Origin of the sequence: Maribacter litoralis, assembly GCF_902506355.1 — a bacterium.
In the GTDB taxonomy this organism is placed as follows: Bacteria; Bacteroidota; Bacteroidia; order Flavobacteriales; family Flavobacteriaceae; genus Maribacter; species Maribacter litoralis.
In genome coordinates this window covers 3,638,542-3,660,167 of record NZ_LR733271.1, presented here as the reverse complement: position 1 = coordinate 3,660,167, position 21,626 = coordinate 3,638,542, and the positions used below count along the sequence as shown (strand labels likewise).

At 34.8% G+C, this 21,626-nt stretch carries 17 protein-coding genes; 9 read left to right on the top strand and 8 right to left on the bottom strand.

The features are described 5' to 3' along the window. Positions 1-56: 56 nt before the first annotated feature. From EXIGUO8A_RS15365 to EXIGUO8A_RS15350, 4 genes are all read right to left on the bottom strand, one after another. Positions 57-2,267: a xanthine dehydrogenase family protein molybdopterin-binding subunit gene (locus tag EXIGUO8A_RS15365; RefSeq protein ID WP_159303829.1), complete on the bottom strand. Its 2,211-nt coding sequence runs from the start codon at positions 2,265-2,267 to the stop codon at positions 57-59. 11 nt (positions 2,268-2,278) lie between these two features. Then, entirely contained in the window at positions 2,279-3,262 is a 984-nt protein-coding gene (locus EXIGUO8A_RS15360; protein WP_159303828.1) for an FAD binding domain-containing protein, read from the bottom strand. Between the two features lies 1 nt (position 3,263). Beyond that, positions 3,264-3,743, bottom strand: coding sequence for a (2Fe-2S)-binding protein (locus EXIGUO8A_RS15355; protein WP_099192135.1), 480 nt, complete (start codon positions 3,741-3,743; stop codon positions 3,264-3,266). Positions 3,744-4,085: 342 nt separating this feature from the next. Beyond that, a complete protein-coding gene (locus EXIGUO8A_RS15350; protein WP_236564503.1) occupies positions 4,086-5,171 on the bottom strand; it encodes an endonuclease/exonuclease/phosphatase family protein in 1,086 nt (361 codons plus the stop codon). Between the two features lie 196 nt (positions 5,172-5,367). Between EXIGUO8A_RS15350 and EXIGUO8A_RS15345 the strand changes: the two genes are divergently transcribed. The 9 genes from EXIGUO8A_RS15345 (at position 5,368) to EXIGUO8A_RS15305 (ending at position 17,478) form a co-directional block, all read left to right on the top strand. Next, positions 5,368-6,207 carry a LytR/AlgR family response regulator transcription factor gene (locus tag EXIGUO8A_RS15345; RefSeq protein ID WP_159303827.1) on the top strand — a complete coding sequence of 280 codons (840 nt, stop codon included), beginning with the start codon at positions 5,368-5,370 and terminating at the stop codon, positions 6,205-6,207. Between the two features lie 102 nt (positions 6,208-6,309). Then, entirely contained in the window at positions 6,310-7,524 is a 1,215-nt protein-coding gene (locus EXIGUO8A_RS15340; protein ID WP_159303826.1) for a hypothetical protein, read from the top strand. A 282-nt stretch (positions 7,525-7,806) separates the two neighbouring features. Then, positions 7,807-8,709: a mechanosensitive ion channel family protein gene (locus EXIGUO8A_RS15335; protein ID WP_159303825.1), complete on the top strand. Its 903-nt coding sequence runs from the start codon at positions 7,807-7,809 to the stop codon at positions 8,707-8,709. 39 nt (positions 8,710-8,748) lie between these two features. After that, positions 8,749-9,522, top strand: coding sequence for a non-homologous end joining protein Ku (ku, locus tag EXIGUO8A_RS15330; protein ID WP_159303824.1), 774 nt, complete (start codon positions 8,749-8,751; stop codon positions 9,520-9,522). Between the two features lie 3 nt (positions 9,523-9,525). After that, positions 9,526-11,949 carry a DNA ligase D gene (ligD, locus tag EXIGUO8A_RS15325; protein ID WP_159303823.1) on the top strand — a complete coding sequence of 808 codons (2,424 nt, stop codon included), beginning with the start codon at positions 9,526-9,528 and terminating at the stop codon, positions 11,947-11,949. 86 nt (positions 11,950-12,035) lie between these two features. Beyond that, complete coding sequence (locus tag EXIGUO8A_RS15320) at positions 12,036-13,250, top strand: sensor histidine kinase (protein ID WP_159303822.1); 1,215 nt, start codon at positions 12,036-12,038, stop codon at positions 13,248-13,250. A gap of 178 nt (positions 13,251-13,428) precedes the next feature. Then, the gene (locus EXIGUO8A_RS15315; RefSeq protein ID WP_159303821.1) at positions 13,429-15,489 is read left to right on the top strand and encodes an ATP-dependent helicase; all 2,061 of its coding nucleotides are present in this window, start codon (positions 13,429-13,431) and stop codon (positions 15,487-15,489) included. A gap of 10 nt (positions 15,490-15,499) precedes the next feature. Then, positions 15,500-16,894: an exonuclease domain-containing protein gene (locus tag EXIGUO8A_RS15310; RefSeq protein ID WP_159303820.1), complete on the top strand. Its 1,395-nt coding sequence runs from the start codon at positions 15,500-15,502 to the stop codon at positions 16,892-16,894. Between the two features lie 131 nt (positions 16,895-17,025). Then, positions 17,026-17,478, top strand: coding sequence for a ferritin-like domain-containing protein (locus EXIGUO8A_RS15305; protein WP_159303819.1), 453 nt, complete (start codon positions 17,026-17,028; stop codon positions 17,476-17,478). A 121-nt stretch (positions 17,479-17,599) separates the two neighbouring features. Here EXIGUO8A_RS15305 and EXIGUO8A_RS15300 read toward each other — a convergent pair whose 3' ends face one another. The 4 genes from EXIGUO8A_RS15300 to EXIGUO8A_RS15285 all read right to left on the bottom strand — a co-directional run bounded on the left by EXIGUO8A_RS15300 (position 17,600) and on the right by EXIGUO8A_RS15285 (position 21,608). Beyond that, the gene (locus EXIGUO8A_RS15300; protein ID WP_159303818.1) at positions 17,600-18,064 is read right to left on the bottom strand and encodes a DUF4199 domain-containing protein; all 465 of its coding nucleotides are present in this window, start codon (positions 18,062-18,064) and stop codon (positions 17,600-17,602) included. Between the two features lie 443 nt (positions 18,065-18,507). Continuing rightward, positions 18,508-19,296 (bottom strand): aspartate dehydrogenase domain-containing protein, encoded by a 789-nt coding sequence (locus EXIGUO8A_RS15295; RefSeq protein ID WP_159303817.1) that lies wholly within the window; start codon positions 19,294-19,296, stop codon positions 18,508-18,510. A gap of 49 nt (positions 19,297-19,345) precedes the next feature. After that, entirely contained in the window at positions 19,346-20,797 is a 1,452-nt protein-coding gene (locus EXIGUO8A_RS15290; protein ID WP_159303816.1) for an SLC13 family permease, read from the bottom strand. A gap of 1 nt (position 20,798) precedes the next feature. Then, entirely contained in the window at positions 20,799-21,608 is an 810-nt protein-coding gene (locus EXIGUO8A_RS15285; RefSeq protein ID WP_159303815.1) for an aspartate/glutamate racemase family protein, read from the bottom strand. Between the last annotated feature and the right edge of the window lie 18 nt (positions 21,609-21,626).

Genomic DNA, 21,626 nt, shown 5'->3' with positions numbered 1-21,626 from the left:
TAAAATTAATTATATCTGTTTGATAGAATTGATGAGAAATCAATAAGAACATAAGGTTATACTAATATTTTATCTAAAGTAATGGGTAGATTGCGCACCCTTTTACCTGTAGCATCATATACAGCGTTCGCGATTGCCGAAGCAACACCCACAATACCAATTTCACCGAGTCCCTTTGCTCCTAAAGGATTTACGATATCATCATGCTCTTCAACAAATAATACATCCAATTGTTGTACATCGGCATGGACGGCCATATGGTATTCCGCAAGGTTGGCATTCATTATTCTACCATTCCGGTCATCTATCATGCCCTCTTCTTCCAAGGCCATACCAATTCCCCAAGTAATAGCTCCTAAAATTTGGCTTTCTGCCGTTTTAGGATTAATAATGCGCCCACCAGCAATTGCACTTGTTACTCTTGGTACTGTTATCATACCCAAGTCTTTGTCAACGTTCACTTCTACCATAACGCATGAGTGTGCATAGCAAGAATATTGTTCTTGCCTTTCTTCAGGTTCCAAAGTATTTTCCGCTTCTATTTTGTCCAGTGCCGCTTTTTTCAATATTTTCTTGATGTTGATAGATTTTCCATTTGGCAAAACCAATTCCCCATCGGCACAAGAAACCTCATCGTAACTAACCTCATCTAAATTTTCATTAGAGCTCACCTTTGCCAAATCAACCAGTTGCTCCTTTATTTTTATGCATACCGCCTTTACTGCAGAGCCTACCGATGAAACGGTCCAAGACCCACCTTCTATAGGTGCCTTGGGCATGGAAGTATCACCCAAATCAAATTGTACATCCATCATGGAAACTCCTAAGGTTTCAGCTGCAATCTGTGACATAACGGTATAAGTACCGGTACCAATATCTGCGGTACTTGAACTGACCACTAACTTACCAGAGGAATCAAGTACCGCCTTTGCCGATGATTTCTGTTGCATGGCTTCCCAACAACCGGTTGCCATGCCGTAGCCTACCAATACAGTATCATCTTTTTTCTCGATTGTCTTAGTTTGTCTCTGGTGCCAACCAAAATGTTCTGCAGCTTGTCGATAACACTCCTTAAGTTCTTTACTTGAATAAGGTTTATCTTCATTTTGGTCCTTATTCGCATAATTGATGAGTCTAAATTCCAGTGGGTCTATATTCGCTTTTACGGCAAGTTCATCCATTGCACATTCTAACGCGAACATTCCCGTTGCACCACCTGGTGCCCTCATATCCATTGGAGTATAAACATTTACGGGTATTAGCTCATATTCCAATTTTACATGGTCGCAACAATACATCATACCAGACCAGTCAACAATAGTTTCATTATACTTTTCAAATTTTGAAGTTTCCCCGTAAGCTTTATGAATAATAGACTCCAACTTCCCTTCCTTCGAAGCACCCAGTTGTGTATTTTGAATACATGCAGGCCGATGGCCAAACGAAAACATTTGCTTTCTTGTTAATGAAACCTTTACCGGTCTATGAAGTTCTCTTGCCGCCATGGCTGCCAAAAATAGCTGATATTGCGGACGCAATCCAGAGCCAAAACCTCCACCAACAAAAGGAGATAAAATTTGCACTTTTTCAGAGTTCAAATTAAAAATACCGCAAATGTATTTTTGACTGCTATTAACTCCCTGTACTTTATCATATATCTTGAACGATTTATTATCAACATCCCATTCCGCTATCGAAACATGAGGCTCCATAGGATTATGATAATGTCTGGGTTGGCTGTATTCAACATCTATTTGTACTTCGGCATTGGTAAAGGCCAATTCTGGATTGCCCCTGTTGGGTGCGGTATCTTCCACCCCTTCAGATGTAGCACTGTCCCTGTTTTTCATTATATCGGTAGAACATTCCTCTACTTGGTATTCAACTTCTACCAAACCTGCGGCATACCGTGCAAGCTCAAAACTTTCCGCAACTACTAAAGCTATTGGTTGCCCGTTGTACAATATATTATCATTGTACAATGGTCGAAATGGGTGACCAGGTGGTGACAGGGGATCGGTATAATCTACATTATGCACTAAATCTTCAGGAAGATTCTCATGGGTGAAAATTTCCAATACCCCTTCTATCAACTTGGCTTTATCAGTATGTATCGCCACAATTTTTCCATTGGCAATAGTACTGTTCACCACATAGCCGTGTACTAGCCCGTTAGGCTTAAATTCGCCAACGTAAGTTGCCGTTCCGGTAACTTTTTTCACACCGTCTACCCTTTTCCTCGATTTACCTATATATGCCGTATCCATCTATCGCTACATTAAAGTTTCTTTGCTTCGTTTAAAGCCCTTACTATTGTTTTATGAGCCAATGCCATCTTAAAATCATTATCACCAAAACCCTGGGCTCCAGTCAGTAATTCTTCCGCAAGGGAATCAAAATTCTCTTTACTGGCCTCTCTACCTATTAATTTTTGCTCTACATAAGGTAAGCGCCAAGGCTTGTGGGCCACACCTCCCAAGGCAACTTTAATTGAGGCAATATTATTTCCGTTCAATTGTAGTGCCGCCGCTACGGATACCAAAGCAAATGCATAAGAAGGTCTATCTCTAACTTTTAGATACGCGTAATTTTTATTAAACAAGTTCCCTGGTAGATTTATCGAAGTAATAATTTCATTTGACATAAGGTTGTTATCTTTTTCCGGAGTATCTCCAGGAAGCCTATGAAAATCTAAAATAGGTATTCGACGTTCACCATCTCGCCCTTGCACCACTATCTCAGCATCTAAAGCTGCCAGAGCAACACACATATCCGACGGGTGGGTGGCTATACAATCTTCACTAGTACCTAGGATGGCGTGAATTCTATTAAAGCCCCCAATTGCCGAACAACCGCTGCCTGGTTCTCTTTTGTTACATGGCGTAGCTGTATCGTAGAAATAATAGCACCTTGTACGCTGCATAAGATTTCCGCCATTGGTAGCTGCATTTCTCAATTGTGCTGAAGCACCGGACAGAATTGCCTTAGATAACAAAGGATAATTTTTTTCTACAAGTGGATGATATGCCGTATCTGCATTTGTCACCATAGCACCCAAGCGTAACCCACCCGATGCATTACGAACTATCTCACGATAAGGCAAATGGTTAACATCAATTAAGTAATGTGGATTCTCTACCCTATATTTCATTAAGTCCAAAAGATTGGTTCCCCCTCCAATAGCTTTGGCGTGGTTTTTAGTGGTCAATTCTTCTACTGCTTGCCCTATTTCCGTAGACTTACTATAATCAAAATCATTCATATTAATTCTTTTTTGCGACCATTGCCTCAGCCACCTTAAATATATTGGCGTAAGCACCACATCTACATAAGTTTCCGCTCATAAGATCCCTAATTTCCTCTGGAGAATTCCCCTTGTCCATATTCAGCATACTCACCATAGAACATATTTGACCTGAAGTACAATATCCGCACTGAAAGGCATCGTTATCTATAAATGCTTGTTGAACTTGGTGCAGACCATCATCATTTGCCAAACCTTCAATCGTAACAATTTCTTTGTTCTCGTTCATAATAGCCAAGGAAAGACATGAATTAATGGCTTTGCCATCTACCAAAACTGTACAAGCACCACATTGCCCGTGATCACAACCTTTTTTAGTGCCGGTTAAATTTAGAACCTCCCTTAGTGCGTCTAAAAGTGTAGTACTTATTGGTACCGTTAATTGATGCCTTTTACCATTTATGTTCAAATAAATAGCACTTTCGTTTAAGAATCCCATATGCTTATATTTAAATAAAGTGCATCGCCATTTCTAATGAAGTATAAATTAGACGAACAGTTATTAGATTTGTAATTCAACCTACCTAATAATATCTGAGCAATGGTTTTACACCTGGTATAAAATTAGCTTTACCTTAACTATAAAATTGTCCTATAAAAAGTTTTATTGATCCATTAAAAAGAAAGTGCTTTAAAATAGCTACACAGATTGCAGAACTTTGAAACTTGAATATTATTAAATGCAAAATAGAAGATTTAGCAGATCAAATCTTTTCTACTTTTTTGAAAGAACAGCTTTATCGTGTAATTAATACCGTAGGTATATATTATAAACTAATGGTTACGAAATCTTATTTTCCTTTTCAATTTGATTTTTCGCTGTTTTAATTTCTTCTTCTGTTGGTTCAGGTAATTTCTGTTCTGATGACAATTCTGGCTCAAAACTAAAATTCGTATAAAACGGAAAGTGATCGGAACCAATATCCTCACCCACCTTAATATCGATAACTCTAAATGCTGCAGATGAAAAAACATGATCAAGAGGCCATCTCATAATATAACTATCCGCATTATAAGTATTATACAAGCCTCTACCTTTTCTAGAGTCTAGCAAACCACTTACTTTCTGAAATAATTCTGTAGTTTCCGACCATGCAACATCATTAAAATCTCCCATTACCACAACCGGATATTTTGAGCTTCTTGTAAGCATTGCGACTTTCATCATCTCCGCATCTCTATCGACGGAAGAAGGGTTATGTTGTGGCGTTGGAGGTGCAGGATGAATAGCGAAAATTTGTATGGTATCTTTTGTCGGCAATATTAATTTAGTATGGATAGAAGGTATAGTATCCTCCACCATGTATTTCACCATAGGTTCAAATAATTCATATTTTGAATACATTGTCATTCCGTAAGTGTTTTCTAACGGAACTTCTATTTGATATTCATAATGACCATGAAAACTTTCATTAAGTTTCTCTGTCCAATTTTGGTTGGTTTCGGTAAATAATAAAACATCTGCACTTTTGAGTGTTGCATCCTGAATAACTAATTTTTTATTTTCATTATTCTGAAGAACATTAGCTGCATAAATAGAAAGATTTGTTTTGGCATTTTCACTTGCCATTTTTATTTCATACTTGGCTAAAGGAGTATATATGTATATTTTTTGTAGCTGAACTATAATACAACCTAATAAAATGATGACAAAAATTTGATCGAACCTATCTTTAATTTCAAACCTAAAAAAATAAACTAGAAAAGCTATGGTAGAAAGAACTGTAAGCTGCAAATGAGGAAAATCAAAAACTCTAACTATCCAACTGTTTACTGGTATATAAGGAAATATCGTAAGAACGATAGCTAGAAATCCAAAAGCTCGAAGGGCGATTTTTAATTTTGACATCTCTATAGGTTTGGTCATATTTCGATAAGTTACGCCAATTAACTACAGAGTATTAATACAATAAAATAATTTTTATAACCATATAGAAGTTTGGAAAATAAAAATATCAGGAATGTTGCAAATTCATGAAACCATGTTCTATCGTAATTGGGAAAAATTTCTTTCGTTTTGTTAACTTTATTTTTTTGATTCAAAATAGCAGCAAATTTGACTAATGATTTCATTTAATAAAACTATTGCCTATACAAAAAATTGGAAGTACACTTTTATAATCGCATTGATATTAGGTGCTTTTGTGCCTCTCCTTTTAATTACATTAGAACCATTTGACAATAGTAATTCATTTTCGTTCAAATATGCAATTCTACTTGGCTATGCTATTTGCATCGCAATTCCCTTGGTAATTCTTCATCCTTTTGAAAATTATATTTATGAGAAGCAGACAAATCGCTGGTTCGTTATTAACGAGTTTTTCTATATCCTCCTTTCCTTATTAGTCATTTTTCTATTCTCATTTTTTTATCATTTTATAATAATTAGAAATCAAACTTCTATTTCTATAGAGTTAATATGGAGTTTTGTCAAGTTTTTCTGTTTACCATTTACACCCATTGTAGTTCCTTTATGGCTTTATCTACGTTCTAAATATGGTATTATAGAGGTGCCATTATATGATGAAAAAAAACTAGAAAAAAGCAAGTCTATCACCATTACCGGTACAAATAAATCTGAGGTTTTAACTATTTCAGAATCTGATTTTATATATGCCAAGGCCCAACAAAATTATGTTGATGTTTATTTTGATACGGAATCTGGCACACAACAAAAAACTTTGCGTAGCACTTTATCAAATATTATGAAGCAATTACCTAATGCCTGGCAAGTGCATCGTTCTTACTTGGTTAATCTAGATTATCTTAAATCTATAGAAGGTAATGCAAGAAAACGCTCAATAAGACTTTCTCAAACGGAAGAAGATATACCTATCTCTCAAATGTACTATAAAGCTTTGAGTGCAAGGCTTTCAAATTCATCCCAAAAGCTTCAAGATTAGCCCTTGTACATCAATTTAAACCCAAAAAGTTCAGGTTAGTCACTCTCTTTTTTTGTCGTTGTTTTTATGTTTTCTATTTGTTGAGAACTTAAAAATAAACATATGAAAACTAGTGTACTTACCACTCTATTAATTTCAATTCTAACTTTTGCAAGTTGCTCTTCAAGTATATATGTCAACTACTTAAAAGAAAACACAGAAGTAGTTCAAATGAGCGATTCACTTCAGTTTAATTCACTTGATAATGAATTTTATGCTCATAATCTTTTTTTAGTAGGCGAAGTACACGAAGTTGAAACATCGCCAAGAATTGATTTTGCATTATTTACACAACTTAACGAGACAATACATATTAATACGTATTTAGCTGAAATGGATATCGCGCAGGGCTATTACCTTCAAGAATATATAAAAGGATCAAATGAAATTGAGCTAAAAAGAATATTAAAACAATGGCCCGTATTTATTGGAAGTATTTCAGAACAGCATAGAACCAAATGGATGAAAATGAGACACTATTATTCTCAACTTCCAGCTCATAAAAAGTTTAATCTAGTAGGCATTGATAGAATAGCTGACTTTGAATTGGTTAGAAGGTTGTTGAAGGAAAAACTCCCAGTCAAATACCATAACCAAATACAGAACGTAAATGACTCTTTGATTTCTTGGTCCAATGAAAAACTTACTACTATTTTAGAAAAAGAAAAACATGAATTTGACAAAGCTACTTTAAACCTACTACAAAACATAGCTTACAATTTATCTCATTATAAAAAGACAAGAAGCCGAGACGCATTTATGTATGAGAATTTTAAAAGATTATATATACAAAACCAATGGAAGGATCAAAACTTGTATAGTGGTTTAGGCTTTTCCCATACCTTACAAGCATATAGTTATACTTTTGCCGGCCGCTTAAAACACGACACTACTCTACCCTACACTAATAAAATGGTCAGTTTAAACACCCTATACGTAGATTCTAAATTAACTGTAGATAGTAAAGCCCTGCCAAAATTTATGCAAGACAAAGGAAAAGAGTTTACAAAATTCAAGTACTCCCAAGACAATAGGTTATTCATGTATATACAAGGTATTGCCGATTATAAAAGAGTAACAGAACCACATACTATTAGCTTACTTAAATTAGATGCCGAAGGTTCGCCTTATCTAAATTCAACAAGAGGAACTAAAGTTAAAAATCTGATAACCATATGGGATGCCTATGATATTCTAGAGGGAACTTCTACGACCGACTATGCACAATACATATTTTTTGTACGAAATGCTGATTGGATAAAACCCGATGAGAATTAATTAACATTATTCAATGAAGAACGCTGGGCAATGATTTATATAAGAAAAAACCACCTCGAGGCGAGGTGGTTGACCAAATCTAAATAGTAACCCCTTCAAACACGTTGAAGAGATTCAAAAACTTAATTGATGGTACAAAAATACATATCGTAAATAATGATAATGATTAAATTTTTAACGCAATTGAGAATTAAAGCACTTTATTCAATAAGGCTAATTATAATGTAGTTAGAGTTATTAAGCTTAGCATTGGTTATATACATTGGGTGAAATCATAATCATATGACCTTGCTATTACAACAAGACACTACAACCACTATTTCAGAATCGATAACATCATTCTATAATGATTTTATAGCGCAGTTACCAGGCATAGGTATTGGAATATTAATTGTAATACTTGGATTGTTATTAGGCTCATGGATAGGTGGCTTTGTAAAGCGAAAATTAGCCGCTAGAACCGGGGATCCTTTAATGAGCAAATTTTTAGGTCAGGCCATAAAATATGTATCTGTAATTATAGCGGTCATGCTTGCTCTTGAAGCTTCTGGCTTAGGTGCGATAGCTACAGGTATACTTACAGCTGCAGGTGCCAGTGCCGTTGTATTGGGCTTCGCATTCAAAGATATTGGACAGAATTTTATAGCTGGTATCATAATGGCATTCAGCAGACCCTTTGACGTTGACGACACCGTTCAAATAGATAATAATTTTGGTAAAGTGAAAGCTTTGGAATTTAGATACACCAAACTTAAAACTTTTGATGGTAAAGATGTGTATATACCCAATAGCGATGTATTGACCAAACCGGTTACCAATTTTACAGAAGACGGATTCTTTAGATGGGATTTTATTATCGGTATAGCGTACGAAAACAATATTGAAGGTGCTAAAGAGACCATTTTAAAAGCTCTAAGTAAAGAACCAAATGTTATTGAAGATGAAGAGCATGAAAACTTTGTCATTGAAGATGAGCTAGCTACAAGTACGGTAAACCTAAAAGTTTTCTTTTGGGTCGATACTAAAGACTTTCGAAGAATGGCATTAATTACAAAAGGTAATGTAGTTAGAAATGTAAAAGAAGAATTAGAGGAAGCCGGCTATTACATGCCTGCAGATATTCAAGAAATAAAACTATATGGTGGTGAAACTGAATTCCCGGTCAAAATAAATCCGAAGGAATAAGGCTTCAAAAACACTAAAACAATTAATAAAAATAATAGTATGAGATCAATTTGGAACGGCTCAATAAGCTTTGGATTAGTATCTATACCCATAAAACTATTTTCAGGTTCGGAAGATAGAAAACTAGATTTAGATATGCTAGATAGTCACGATGGCGCAAGAATACGCTATAAACGTGTTAACGAGGATACCGGTAAAGAGGTGGAATGGAAAGACATTGTTAAAGGGTACAAAAAAGATGACCAATACATTGTTCTTGAAAATGAGGATTTTGAGAACGCGAATATGAAGAAGAGTAAAACCATTGATATTGAACAATTTATCATGGAAGACGAAGTGTCAGACGTGCTTTTCAAAAAACCATACTTTATTAAACCTCAAAAAGGTGGCGAAAAATCATACTCCTTGTTGCGTGATGCTTTAAAGAAAACCAAAAAGCTAGGTGTAGCTACTTTTGTAATGCGCCAAAAAGAACATCTTTCCTTAATTGGCATTTATAATGATGCTTTGGTTTTGCATGTTATTCGATTTGAAGATGAGATCAGAAGCACCGAAGAACTTGAACTTCCAAAAACGAAAATTGCAAAAAAGGAAATGGATATGGCTATTTCCTTAATCGACCAGTACACAGAGAAGTTTGATTTTTCTGAATTTAAAGATGTATACAACGAGCAATTATTAAAAATTATAGAATCTAAATCTGCTGGAAAAGTAAATAAACCAGAAAAGTTTGAATCTAAACCAACACCTGCTAAAGATTTAATGGCACAATTAAAAGCCAGTTTAGAAAAACGGGAAAAAAAAGCATCGTAGAGCGTGAGTTTAAAAAAGTATTACGATAAAAGAAACTTTGATAATACCCCAGAACCTAAAGGGGAACTACAATCCGTTTCTAAAAACCAAAGATTTGTAATACAGCGTCATGCCGCTAGTAGATTACATTACGATCTGCGCTTAGAGGTTCATGGAACATTAAAAAGTTGGGCAATACCAAAAGGACCTTCCATGAACCCTAATGATAAACGATTGGCAGTACGCACAGAAGACCACCCTATTGAATACTTAACTTTTCATGGTACCATACCAAAAGGAAATTATGGTGCTGGAAATATGATTATTTGGGACACAGGCACTTTCGCCATCGATACGAGCGAAACGGACAAGGAATTAACTGAGCAACTTGCCGTAGGAAATATAAAATTGATTTTTTATGGTAATAAAATACGGGGGCGTTTTGCACTAATACGTACCACTTCAAAAAATGATTCTGAACAATGGCTATTACTTAAAAAGAATGATGATTTTGCCATTACTACCTTTTACGATGCGGAAACCTTGGTTCCTATAACCGAAACCAGAAAAAAGAAATTTTCATCTAAGCTGTCTCCAGGGTCAATCATTCAACCTATGTTGGCATCGACCTCCAAGGAAATTTTCAATGACCCAAACTTTATATACGAGCTTAAATGGGACGGCTATAGGGTAATCTCCCATATTACCGATGGCAAAGTACTTTTACAGTCAAGAAATGGCATCAACTACAATTCAAAATTTTCAAAACTTCATGATGAACTAGCTGCAATTGAACACGATGTTATTTTAGATGGTGAAGTTGTGCTGGTAAATAGCGACGGTGTTTCTCAATTTGGTGAACTTCAAAACTACCCAAACAGTAATGGAGAATTACGTTACTATGTTTTTGATATGCTTTTTCTAAACGGTCATAGTATGTTAGATTTAAAATTGATCGAAAGAAAAAGTTTAATTAATGAAGTTATAGGTGAATTGACCATTACACAATACTGCGATCATATTGAAGGTATGGGTACCGCTTTGTTTAATAAAGCACTTGAAGCCGGTATGGAGGGTGTAATGGCAAAAGAGAAAAATTCAAATTATGCCATTGGCTTTAGAACAGAAAAATGGCTAAAAATTAAGGGGATTCAAAGTACTGACGCCATTATTTGTGGCTATACGGAATCTAGTAACGGACCAGAATACATAGGTTCTCTAATACTTGGGCAATATATTAATGATGATTTAAAGTACATCGGCAATTGCGGAACTGGGTTTTCGGATAAGAGCAGACGAGAGTTACAAATGCTTCTTAGCAATTATGAAATTAAAGACCGTGCATTTAAAAAGAAAATTCCGCTAAAAGGTAGAATACCACATTGGATACAGCCTATTTTAGAATGCGAAGTAACGTACTCCGAACGCACTAAAAATGGGCTGTTGAGAAATCCTGTTTTAAAACGCATCAAAACCGAAATTCCTAAAACACATACAGATAAAAACACACCCACGATTCAAACTAAAAAATCTTCAAGTTCAAAAGAAGTAATTACCATCGATGGTTTTAAAGTGCCCATAAGTAACCTTGAAAAGATTTATTGGCCACAATCAAAACTGACCAAGTACGATTTAATCGATTATTATTTAAACATATCGGAGTATATACTTCCTCATTTAATAGATAGACCACAGAATTTACATCGTCATCCTAATGGAATTGATCACGAAAGTTTTTACCAGAAAGACAATGAACATCTACCCGAATGGTTCGAAACAATTTCTATATACTCAAAATCGTCGGAACGAGAAATCAACTATTTGCTATGTCAAAATACGGCTTCGTTAATCTATTTGGCAAATTTAGGATGCATAGAAATAAATCCTTGGAGCTCAAGAATAAAAAAAATAGATCAACCAGATTATGGAATAATTGATTTAGACCCACCACCGAACATGGATTTTAAACATGTAATAACTGTAGCGAAAGAGTTCCATAGAATTTTGAAAGACCTACACATTCAAAGCTTTTGCAAAGTATCTGGATCCAAGGGAATACATATCTACCTGCCAATGTCCCAAAAATACAGTTATGAAGAAGTGAGGAATTTTATAAAGTTATTATGCCATTTAGTTGAAGAACGCCTACCTAAGCTAACCACCTTAGAAAGAACAATTAATAAAAGAAAAGGCAAAATATATTTGGACTATCTACAGAACAAAAGAGGACATACCATAGCTACCGTACACTCGGTAAGACCAATTGAAAATGCACCAATTTCAGCTCCTATACATTGGGATGAATTAAACAATAAGTTAACTCCCAGACAATTTATATTAAAAGATTATTTAAAGCGATTAAAACAAGAAGATGACCTGTTTAAAGATATTTTAAAGGTAAATTTTGATATGTATAAAACTTTAAAATTATTTGATAGTATAAACTGAATTATCAAATTATGAATGTGTATCTTAATACACTTAATGCCCTTTAAGTTACTTGATGGTATACAATACTATCGATAAAAGAGAATATGATAGAAAATTTTGAACAAAACGTAGAGGATATTCAATCCATAAAAATTCTGCCAACAATACTCAATGTTATAAATCAATCAACAGGATTAGGATTTGTAGCCGTAGCACGAGTAACTCCCAACAAATGGCTTACCTGTGGCGTTTTGGATAATTTAAACTTTGGTTTAACACCTGGTGACGAATTACAAGTTGAAACTACAATTTGTCATGAAGTTAGACAAGCAGATAAATTAGTGGTAATTGATCATGTCGATAATGATGAAATATTTGCCAAACACCATACCCCATTACAATATGGTTTTCAAAGTTATATTTCCGTACCAATAACTTTACAAGACGGTACTTTTTTTGGAACACTATGCGCTTTAGATCCTGCACCGAACAAGCTTAACAACGCTAAGGTAATAGGTATGTTCACTTCTTATGCAGAACTTATTTCCTTCCATTTAGACGCTATAGAAAAAATGAGGTTGAAGGATTTGGAAATCAAAAAGAAAAATTTCCAACTGGAATCTTTTGATTTTGTATCCAGTCATGATCTTCAAGAACCACTTAGAAAAATACAGATGTTCTCTAGCGTAATTCTAGAAAAAAACAATCAAAACCTAACTACTGATATTGTTAAATATTTAGATGGTATTAAAAATGAATCTCAGCGCATGAGAAACATCCTCAATGATCTTTTGGTTTTTTCTGAATACAAAAAATCTTCGCAAGAATTTGTAGCCACAGATTTAAATAGCATAGTAGAAAATATTCGTAAAAGACTATCAAAAGAATTTTCTGAATGTAATGGCAAAATTGTATTAGACGAATTACCTAGCGTACCAATTATGCCCGATCAAATTGAGCAACTTTTCTACAACTTGATTATAAATGCAATCACTTTTAGATCAAACCATTGCGACTTAGAAATATCGATTTCAAGTAAAATTGAAAAAGGCATTGATTTGTCATATGAAAAGCTTGATACCAACAACACTTATTGTACACTGACCTTTACCGATAATGGAACAGGGTTTGATCCAAGATACAATGAAAAAATATTTGGAATGTTCAATCGTCTAGATAAAGAAAAGCATTGCAATTCTACTGGTATAGGTTTAACAATTGCCAGAAGAATCACTGAAAACCATAACGGTTTTATAATAGCGAACGGCAACTTGAACAAGGGAGCGTCATTTACGGTTTATTTACCAATGAAACAATGAGTCAATACTTTATCACTACATAATTTAATATATTTCATTAATTTTACAGCTGCAATCAACCTTCCTTACAATTTTATTGAACCATTTAGTTTTAAAAGCATCAACCGATGTGCTTATAACTGAATAAAATTACGTTAGCCATCTTTTGGCCAACCTTTAAATCTATTGCTACATATAAATGCACTTAAAAGAAGAGTTAAATAAGCAGCAATTAAAAGCTGTTGAATTTTCAGGCAAACACTTATTGGTACTGGCAGGTGCAGGAACCGGAAAAACCCGTACCATTATTGCCAGGGCTGCGTATTTGATCGAGAATGGAGCAAATCCGTCTAAAATTCAAATACTTACGTTTACCAAAAAAGCTGCTAACGAGATAGTTGAACGCGTAAAAGCCAGTTTACCACAGTCAAACGGAAAGTCCTTAAATGGTGCCACCTTTCATAGTTGGTGCAATCAGTTAATCATTAAATACCCGAACTTATTTGGGGCTGCAAATTTTACGGTAATTGATCCAGATGATCAATTGGGTTTAATGAAAATGGTTTCGGGCAACCATAGCGAAGTGTATAGCAAGCTGAGAATAAAACCACAACAGCTTTTAGATGTGTATTCTTATGCCAGAAATACAAAGAAGAATTTAACGGAATCTATTCGTAGTCTTGTCTATAAGGGCAAGGAAGACAATGATACCGAGTATGAAATCACAGCAATAAAACCCAATATTGAAATACTGTTAAGGGCTTATCAAAAGAAAAAGATGGAGCAACGGTATTTAGATTATGATGATTTACTGTTGGTGGTATCTACTCAATTAAAAGCTAATGCTGAAGCGAGAAAACTTTTATCCCAAAATCTTGATTATCTACTTGTAGATGAAATGCAGGATACCAACCCTTTACAATGGGAATTACTATCCCCATTTATTGAAATATGCAATCTCTTCTGTGTTGGAGATGATGCACAATCCATCTATTCTTTTAGAGGGGCAGATTTTAGGAACGTTCATCAATTTAAAGAACGAGTACCTAACGCAGAGGTTTATAAGCTTGAAAAAAACTACCGTTCCACACAAGAAATTTTAGATGTTTCCAATTGGCTTTTAGAGAAGTCCCCTATTGATTATAATAAACAATTACAATCGGTTAGAGGAAGTGGTGAAGTACCACAACTGCTTAATGTGAGCGACGAGTGGCAAGAAGCAAATTGGGTAGCCGATGAAATTTTAAAAAATTATACAGATGAAGACCGCCAATTTTCCGACCATCTTATTTTATCTCGCTCCCAATATTACACAAAAACCTTACAAGCGGTTTTCATAAGAAGAAAAATACCTTATGTCACTTATGGAGGACGTAAATTTTTACAGGCCGCCCATATTAAAGATTTGGTTTCCTTATTGCGAATAGTAAATAATCCGTACGATGAAATTGCATGGGTAAGGTTTTTAACCTTCTGGGAAGGTATAGGCGAAGTTAGAGCATCAAGAATAATGGCAGTTATATTAGCCGATGAAGGTAAAACTGACATCCCTATCCTATTACAAGGTGCAATACCGGGCAAAGACGGAATTAAAATCGCAGAATTGTATAATGACGTACAAAAGGAAAAAGGTAAAGTAGGTAAAATGGTCGATATCGCTTACGAAGCCATGTCTTTAGGTTTGGCCTTTAGATATCGAAAAGATTGGATTGAAAAACGAAAAGCAGATTTTCCAGTATTAAAACTGCTTGCCAATAGCTATTCTAGTTTAGGAGAGTTTATAGGTGAAGGTTTATTAGATAATGCCGAAAAAATGAACGGCGCACCAGTTCTATCTGAATCTCAATTGGCTACAGCAGAAGAAAAAGACCATGTAATCATATCAACCATACACTCAGCAAAAGGCTTGGAAGCAGATGTATGTATAGTTCTAAATGTATCTCCTAAATCTTTTCCATCATCGTGGTCTTTAGATGATATTGATGCCATTGAGGAAGATCGCAGAGTATTGTATGTGGCTTTGACCCGTGCAAAAAACAAGTTGATCATCACCAGAAATACCGCATCTATATCAGCAATACACAGCAAAGCAATACCTGCCAATGCCGGTCAACAAACAGATGGCGCAGAGACCTACTTTTTAACCGCCATACCCGATGGATTGGTACTTCAGGAAACAATTGGCTATGACTTTAAATCGGTAAAAGATGCTCCTGAACCAAATAAATTAGACCTGTCTTCTGGTATGGATTTTAGTTGAAAAATTGAACATGTCCAATAGAAAATTTGCCATCATATCGTTAACCACCTTTGGTTACAAGCCAAATCCGTTACGTATAGTGCAATTGACCATAAGCAAGCTTATGGGTGATTATTACGAACCTGTATTTCAGACCAATATCAACCCTGAAGAACGTTTACCAAGTTATATTCAGCAAAAAACAGGCTTAACAGATACTATTTTATTACAGGCACCTACTTTTTCAGAAATTGCCAATACGATTCTAAAAGAACTTGATGGTCATCTATTGATAGCTCACAATGCATCATTTGTGCATTATGCATTACAATCTGAGTTTAAATATTTGGGTTACTCCTTTAAAATACCCCAAATATGTACTCAACGTTTGGCTAAAAAGGTCCTTCCAAACATGACCAATTATGAGTTACCCTATTTAACTAGCGTTTTAAACATTCCCTTAGCAACATCACATGAACTAACTGAAAGAAATAATGCAGTTGCCCTATTATTTCAGAGGTTAATTCAGTTAGATGATAATGAATCTATCATTTCTAAAATGTTAGAACCTAAGGACCAAAAAGCGCACTTTGTACCTAAGAATATTGAATATCAAAAACTAAATTCCTTACCCAACTCACCAGGAGTTTATAAATTTCAAAATCAATTTGGGGAAGTATTATATGTAGGTAAGGCAAAGGATATTAAAAAAAGGGTTTTGAGTCATTTTTATAGCTCTAACGAGAAAGAACTAATATTGTGCAATGCAACTTATCATGTGGACTACGAAACCACAGGTAGCGAACTAATAGCACTGTTACGAGAAGCAGACCTAATCGCTAAATTAGACCCTCCACATAACTACATCCAAAAAAAGGATTATGTTACCTACCATTTAGTACCTCAAAAAAACAGAAAGGGCATTCTCCAAATAAAGATAGAAAGAAGACCTTATCAACATGCGCCTACAGAAATTTTCTTAAAAAGAGGTGATGCAACCCAACGTTTAATAGAACTGACAAAAAGGTTTAGATTATGTCCGCTACAAACTGGTTTAAAAAATAAATTAGGAAGATGTACCCATGGTGAATATAGCGAATGTGATGGTATTTGCACTGGAGACGAAGAACTAGGCCTTTATAATGAAAAAGTAGAAAATGCCTTAGATTATCTCAACAACGAAAACGATAATTATATAATTTTTGAAAAAGGAAGAACTAAAGAAGAACGCAATTTTGTTCTGGTCTTACATGGCGTCTATCAAGGGTATGGCTTTCTAGACAATTCTCAATCGATATCCACTCTAGAGGATTTCCAAGATATGCTGAATCCTAAAAAACATTCTTATCATACCGCAAAAATAATTGCTAGTTACAAGCAGCGTAATCCAAGGAAAATCAAAACTCTATTAACAACTACATCTTAAATCGTTAAACAAATTAACACAGTATATGTTAAAGGTTTATGACTATTCTTTTTGAATCAAAATCCACATGTAATACGGCAAACTTTATGCCTCTAAGCCCATAATTTTAAGTATAATTAAAACTAAAAAATATGGAAACGAAGAATAGAACCTTAGTAAATCAATTAGAAGAAATTTTAGAAAAAAACCGTGATGCCCAAAAGGGATATGCAAAAGCGGCAGAGAATGCAAAAGATCAAAATTTAAAGGCATACTTTGAGAACAAATCCGGAGAACGCAGCACCTTTAACCAGACTCTGAACAAAGAACTAGTAGCTAGTTATGATGAGATTGAAACCGAAGGTAGCTTCACCGGCAGCTTGCACAGAGGGTGGATGGACATTAAAGCTTTCTTTTCTGCAGACAACGATGAATCCATGCTTGAAGAAGCGATTAGAGGAGACAAAGCAGCGGTAGAAGAATATGAAGATGTTCTAGATGATAAGGACTTACCAGCGAATGTTGCATCCATAATTCGCGAACAGCTAATTAAAATAAGAACCGATTTGAATAAAGTAAAATCAATGGAAGATTTAGTAGATTAAATCTTCTTTCTTTATATCTGCAAAAAGGCAGCTTTATCTTAGGATATAAGCTGCCTTTTTATTTGAATAACCGCATTACTTCAAAATTGAGATTTCAATAACTCAATAATACAAACTTGATTTATAATTCATGTTTTCGCCCCTCTTTAGTGTTCCAGCTTCTTTTAAAAAGCTGCATTAATAATAAGGCGCATATAACACTTGTAGAGAATCCCATCAGGGCAAGTCCTAATACTGCAAAGCCGGGCGTTAGGTCATAACTGGTTTTCCAAGTAGTAAGCATCTCGGTCAAAATTCCGTCATTTAACTCTGTAATGTATAACGCAAAAAATGCTACTATGATAAAAGTAGCGATTATTCCTGCTTGAAAAATGACCCAAAATCCATTTAGATATTTAAAGACTCCGTTCTGTTCATTTTTATATTTAGAAATAGTATAGTAGAGACCTACGCCCATTATAATTAGATTGAATGCGCTAAAAATAGGCTTCTTATGTAAATCGACGAGCGATAAAAGAAGAAAATATGCAATCATTGCACAACCTATATATGTTCCAAATAATGGTGATATTTTATTCTGTTTCATGATAGTAAATAGTTTATCGTATTAATAATTAGCTTATTATCATAGCCAAACACTTAAATTTATAGTGGTGTATATTTTTAGTTTGACTGAAAAGAAAAATATCTTAGTGCTATTCTTAACCATCTAAAAGGTAGTAACAACCTTACTATTATTTGCGCACAATAAAGAGAATTAAGTGGCTAATGGTAAACTTCTATATCTAAATCGAATACTTAATGTATTTATATGTATAAGTACCTCAATTTAAATGAGATACCTTCCTTTAAATCTGAGGGAATTAAAAAACCTTAAAGTTGTAAACTCTGATTAAAAGAATTTAAAACTTTAAGGTTAACGTAAGACTGAACACAATTGGGGAACAACATTAGTTCACTAATCCAGCTTTTTATTTATCATTCGTAATATTTCTTGTGAAGAATAAAAATCATTAAGCTAGCAAAAGGCTAATTGATTTTAATATTAGAATTCAAATTTCTTAGAACACTAACTACACTCTTAACGGCTAAAAAACTTGTTTTAGGGTTACTCGGACTCGGCTTGTTCTCAGTGCGTGTAGAAATTTTACCAAAACCACCTTCGCAAGTAATCTCATGCATATTACTGGTAGCCTTGGGGTCAGCGACTATTTTGATTACCAAATCCTCACATTTAGAGGCAAAATAAATACTTGCAGCAACATTTATATTTTTTGGAAATTGTGCTACTGCCTCGCTAACTTTTCCTTCCCAAATGGTTTGGCTCGTTGTTATTGCTGAAAGATTAATAGTTGAATTCTCGAAAAAAGGAGCACCTTCCAAACTTTTAGGGTGTTTTGTTGTCTTCAACTGTATAGAAGTAATTTCGTCATTCACAGCTTTTATGGCATCTAGTCCTGCAATGGCACCCACCGGCAATATCACCTCACAATTTTTCAATTCTTCTAGAACCATTTTATTCTCATAAAGACCTCCAGTACTAATCATTATTAATTTTAAACCAATACGGTCTATTTCGGGAAATTTCAATAATTGTGTAACGACATCTTTATTTGCACATTCAATAATAATATCTACATCCTCAATTAAATCGGGTGTAATTTCTTTTCTACATTGAATAGCTTGGTTAAAATTTATATCCTCTTGGTCAATATCTTTACGGGCAACTATATAACTTAATTCGTAAGAGGGATTATTACCAATCCATTCCGCAAGGTATTTACCAATATTTCCAAAACCTATTATAGCTATTCTCATTGTAATATTTTATTTATTCGAAGTATTATTACTGAACTTTTAAATCCTACTAAACCTTTGCATTCAGGTCCCAAACCAACGGTAGTACCACATATACGATTACCGTTAATATTATGATAGATATGATATTGAGCCAAAATCCTTTTTTTACCATGTCTTGCATTTCCAAATATCCAGATCCAAAAACTACGGCATTTGGTGGTGTAGCCACTGGAAGCATAAATGCACATGAAGCTGCCAAGGTAGCCGCTATCATTAAATAATAAGGGTGTACACCTAATACCGGTGCTAAAGAAACCAAAACAGGTAATAAAATTGCTGTTGTAGCAATATTTGAGGTTATCTCTGTCATGAAATTTACTATCGCGATCAAAATCATGAGCAATAAAAAGAATGGTAAAACTTGTAAAGCAGATAACTTGCTCCCTATCCAAAGTGCTAAACCACTTTGATCAAAACCTAGTGCCAATGTCAATCCGCCACCAAATAACAATAATATTCCCCAAGGTAACTTAACAGCATCTTCCCAATCCATCAATCTTTTTCCCTTTTTACGGGTAGGTAACAAAAACAAAATTATCACGGTACACATCGCTATAATGGTATCGTCCATTTTGGGTATGAGCCATTGTAATAGAAATGATCGGGCGATCCATGCAAAAGCTGTTGCTGCAAACACCACTAAAACCGTTTTTTCCTCAAACCCCATTTTACCCAATGCTTTTAATCTAGCGGCAATTTCGGTACGACCGCCAGGGAACTCTTTTTGATTAAAAGTAAAAGCAAAACGAGTAAGGTAATACCAGCATAAAAAAAGTAAAATGATAGCGATTGGAAACCCGAGAACAAACCATTCTGAGAAGGTTATCTCTTTACCAAAAGTTGACTGTACCACCCCTGCTAAAACCAAATTTGTAGGTGTACCGATTAAAGTTCCAATTCCACCAATAGAAGCACTATAGGCAATAGCAAGCATTAAGGCTTTCCCAAAAATTTTGTTCTCATTTTTTTCGGTATCAGGATTGTCATTCAATTGATGCACAATAGCCATTGCAATAGGTAGAATAATTACTGCTGCAGCGGTGTTGGAAATCCACATGGAAAGAAACGCCGTTGCCAGCATAAACCCCAAAATAATATTAATAACGTTGGTACCAATAAGGTTTATAATCGTTAAGGCAATTCGCCGGTGCAAATTCCATTTTTCAATAGCAATGGCCATTATAAATCCGCCCATATAAAGAAAGATGTATTTATGCCCATAAGACGTTGCCGTTTCTGATAAACTTAATCCACCGGTTAAAGGAAATAAAATTAGAGGCAACAAAGCAGTTACGTAAATAGGAATAGCTTCGGTTATCCACCAAATTGCAACCCAGGCAACTGAAGCTAATACTGCATTGGCAGCTTCTGATAAATCGTCTGGATGAAAAAAGAATAAAATATAGAAGAAAACCAATGGTCCTAAAACGCGACCAATATTCTGTTTTGAAAACTGCATATTATTTTTTTAAGATATAGTCGACACCTGCCTTCGAATGAATCTCAGTGGTATTAAAAACTGCGATATCAAGATTCTCGGGAAAAATCATAAGCGGAAATTCCGTGCATCCTAAAATAACTCCTTCCGCACCTTGTTCCTTTGCATTTTCTATAACGCCCATTACATATTCTTTAGAAGACGGCACAATTTTACCATAGGTAAGCTCTTCTATTATAATTCTATGTAATTCATCTACAACAGGCTGTTCTTTTGGCACTAAAACCTCTATACCATTATCTTCAATTCTCTTTGTAATGAACGTTTCTTCCATACTGTACTTAGTACCTAAGAACAACACTTTTTTCACTTTCCTTTTATGAATCTCTTTAGCTGTAGCGTCTGCAATGTGAATAATTGGAAAATCTAATTCCTGTTGTACCAAATCATAAACTTTATGGGGTGTATTTGCACAAAACAGTACAGAGGTTGCCCCGGCCTTATTTAACCTTTTTGCCGCGTAGGTAAGCATATGTGCAATAGAATCCCATTTATTTTCTATTTGATACCTATGTACTTCCGCTTGATTTAAGGTGTAAACCACTAATGGAGAATTGGTATTATTGCCGTAATGATCGTTTACCGACTGGTTAATTGCACTATAGTATTCAATGGTAGAATGCCAAGAGGTACCTCCTATCAGTCCTAAAGAATTCATTTCAGAGTTTCCTTTTTCTTCGGTAGTAGTTTTGGCTATTTTATCTTTCTTAGCTTCCGTACAAGAGCCTAATAACAAAATCAAAAAGCAGTAGTGATATATTCTTATTCTCATATAATACAACTATTGTTC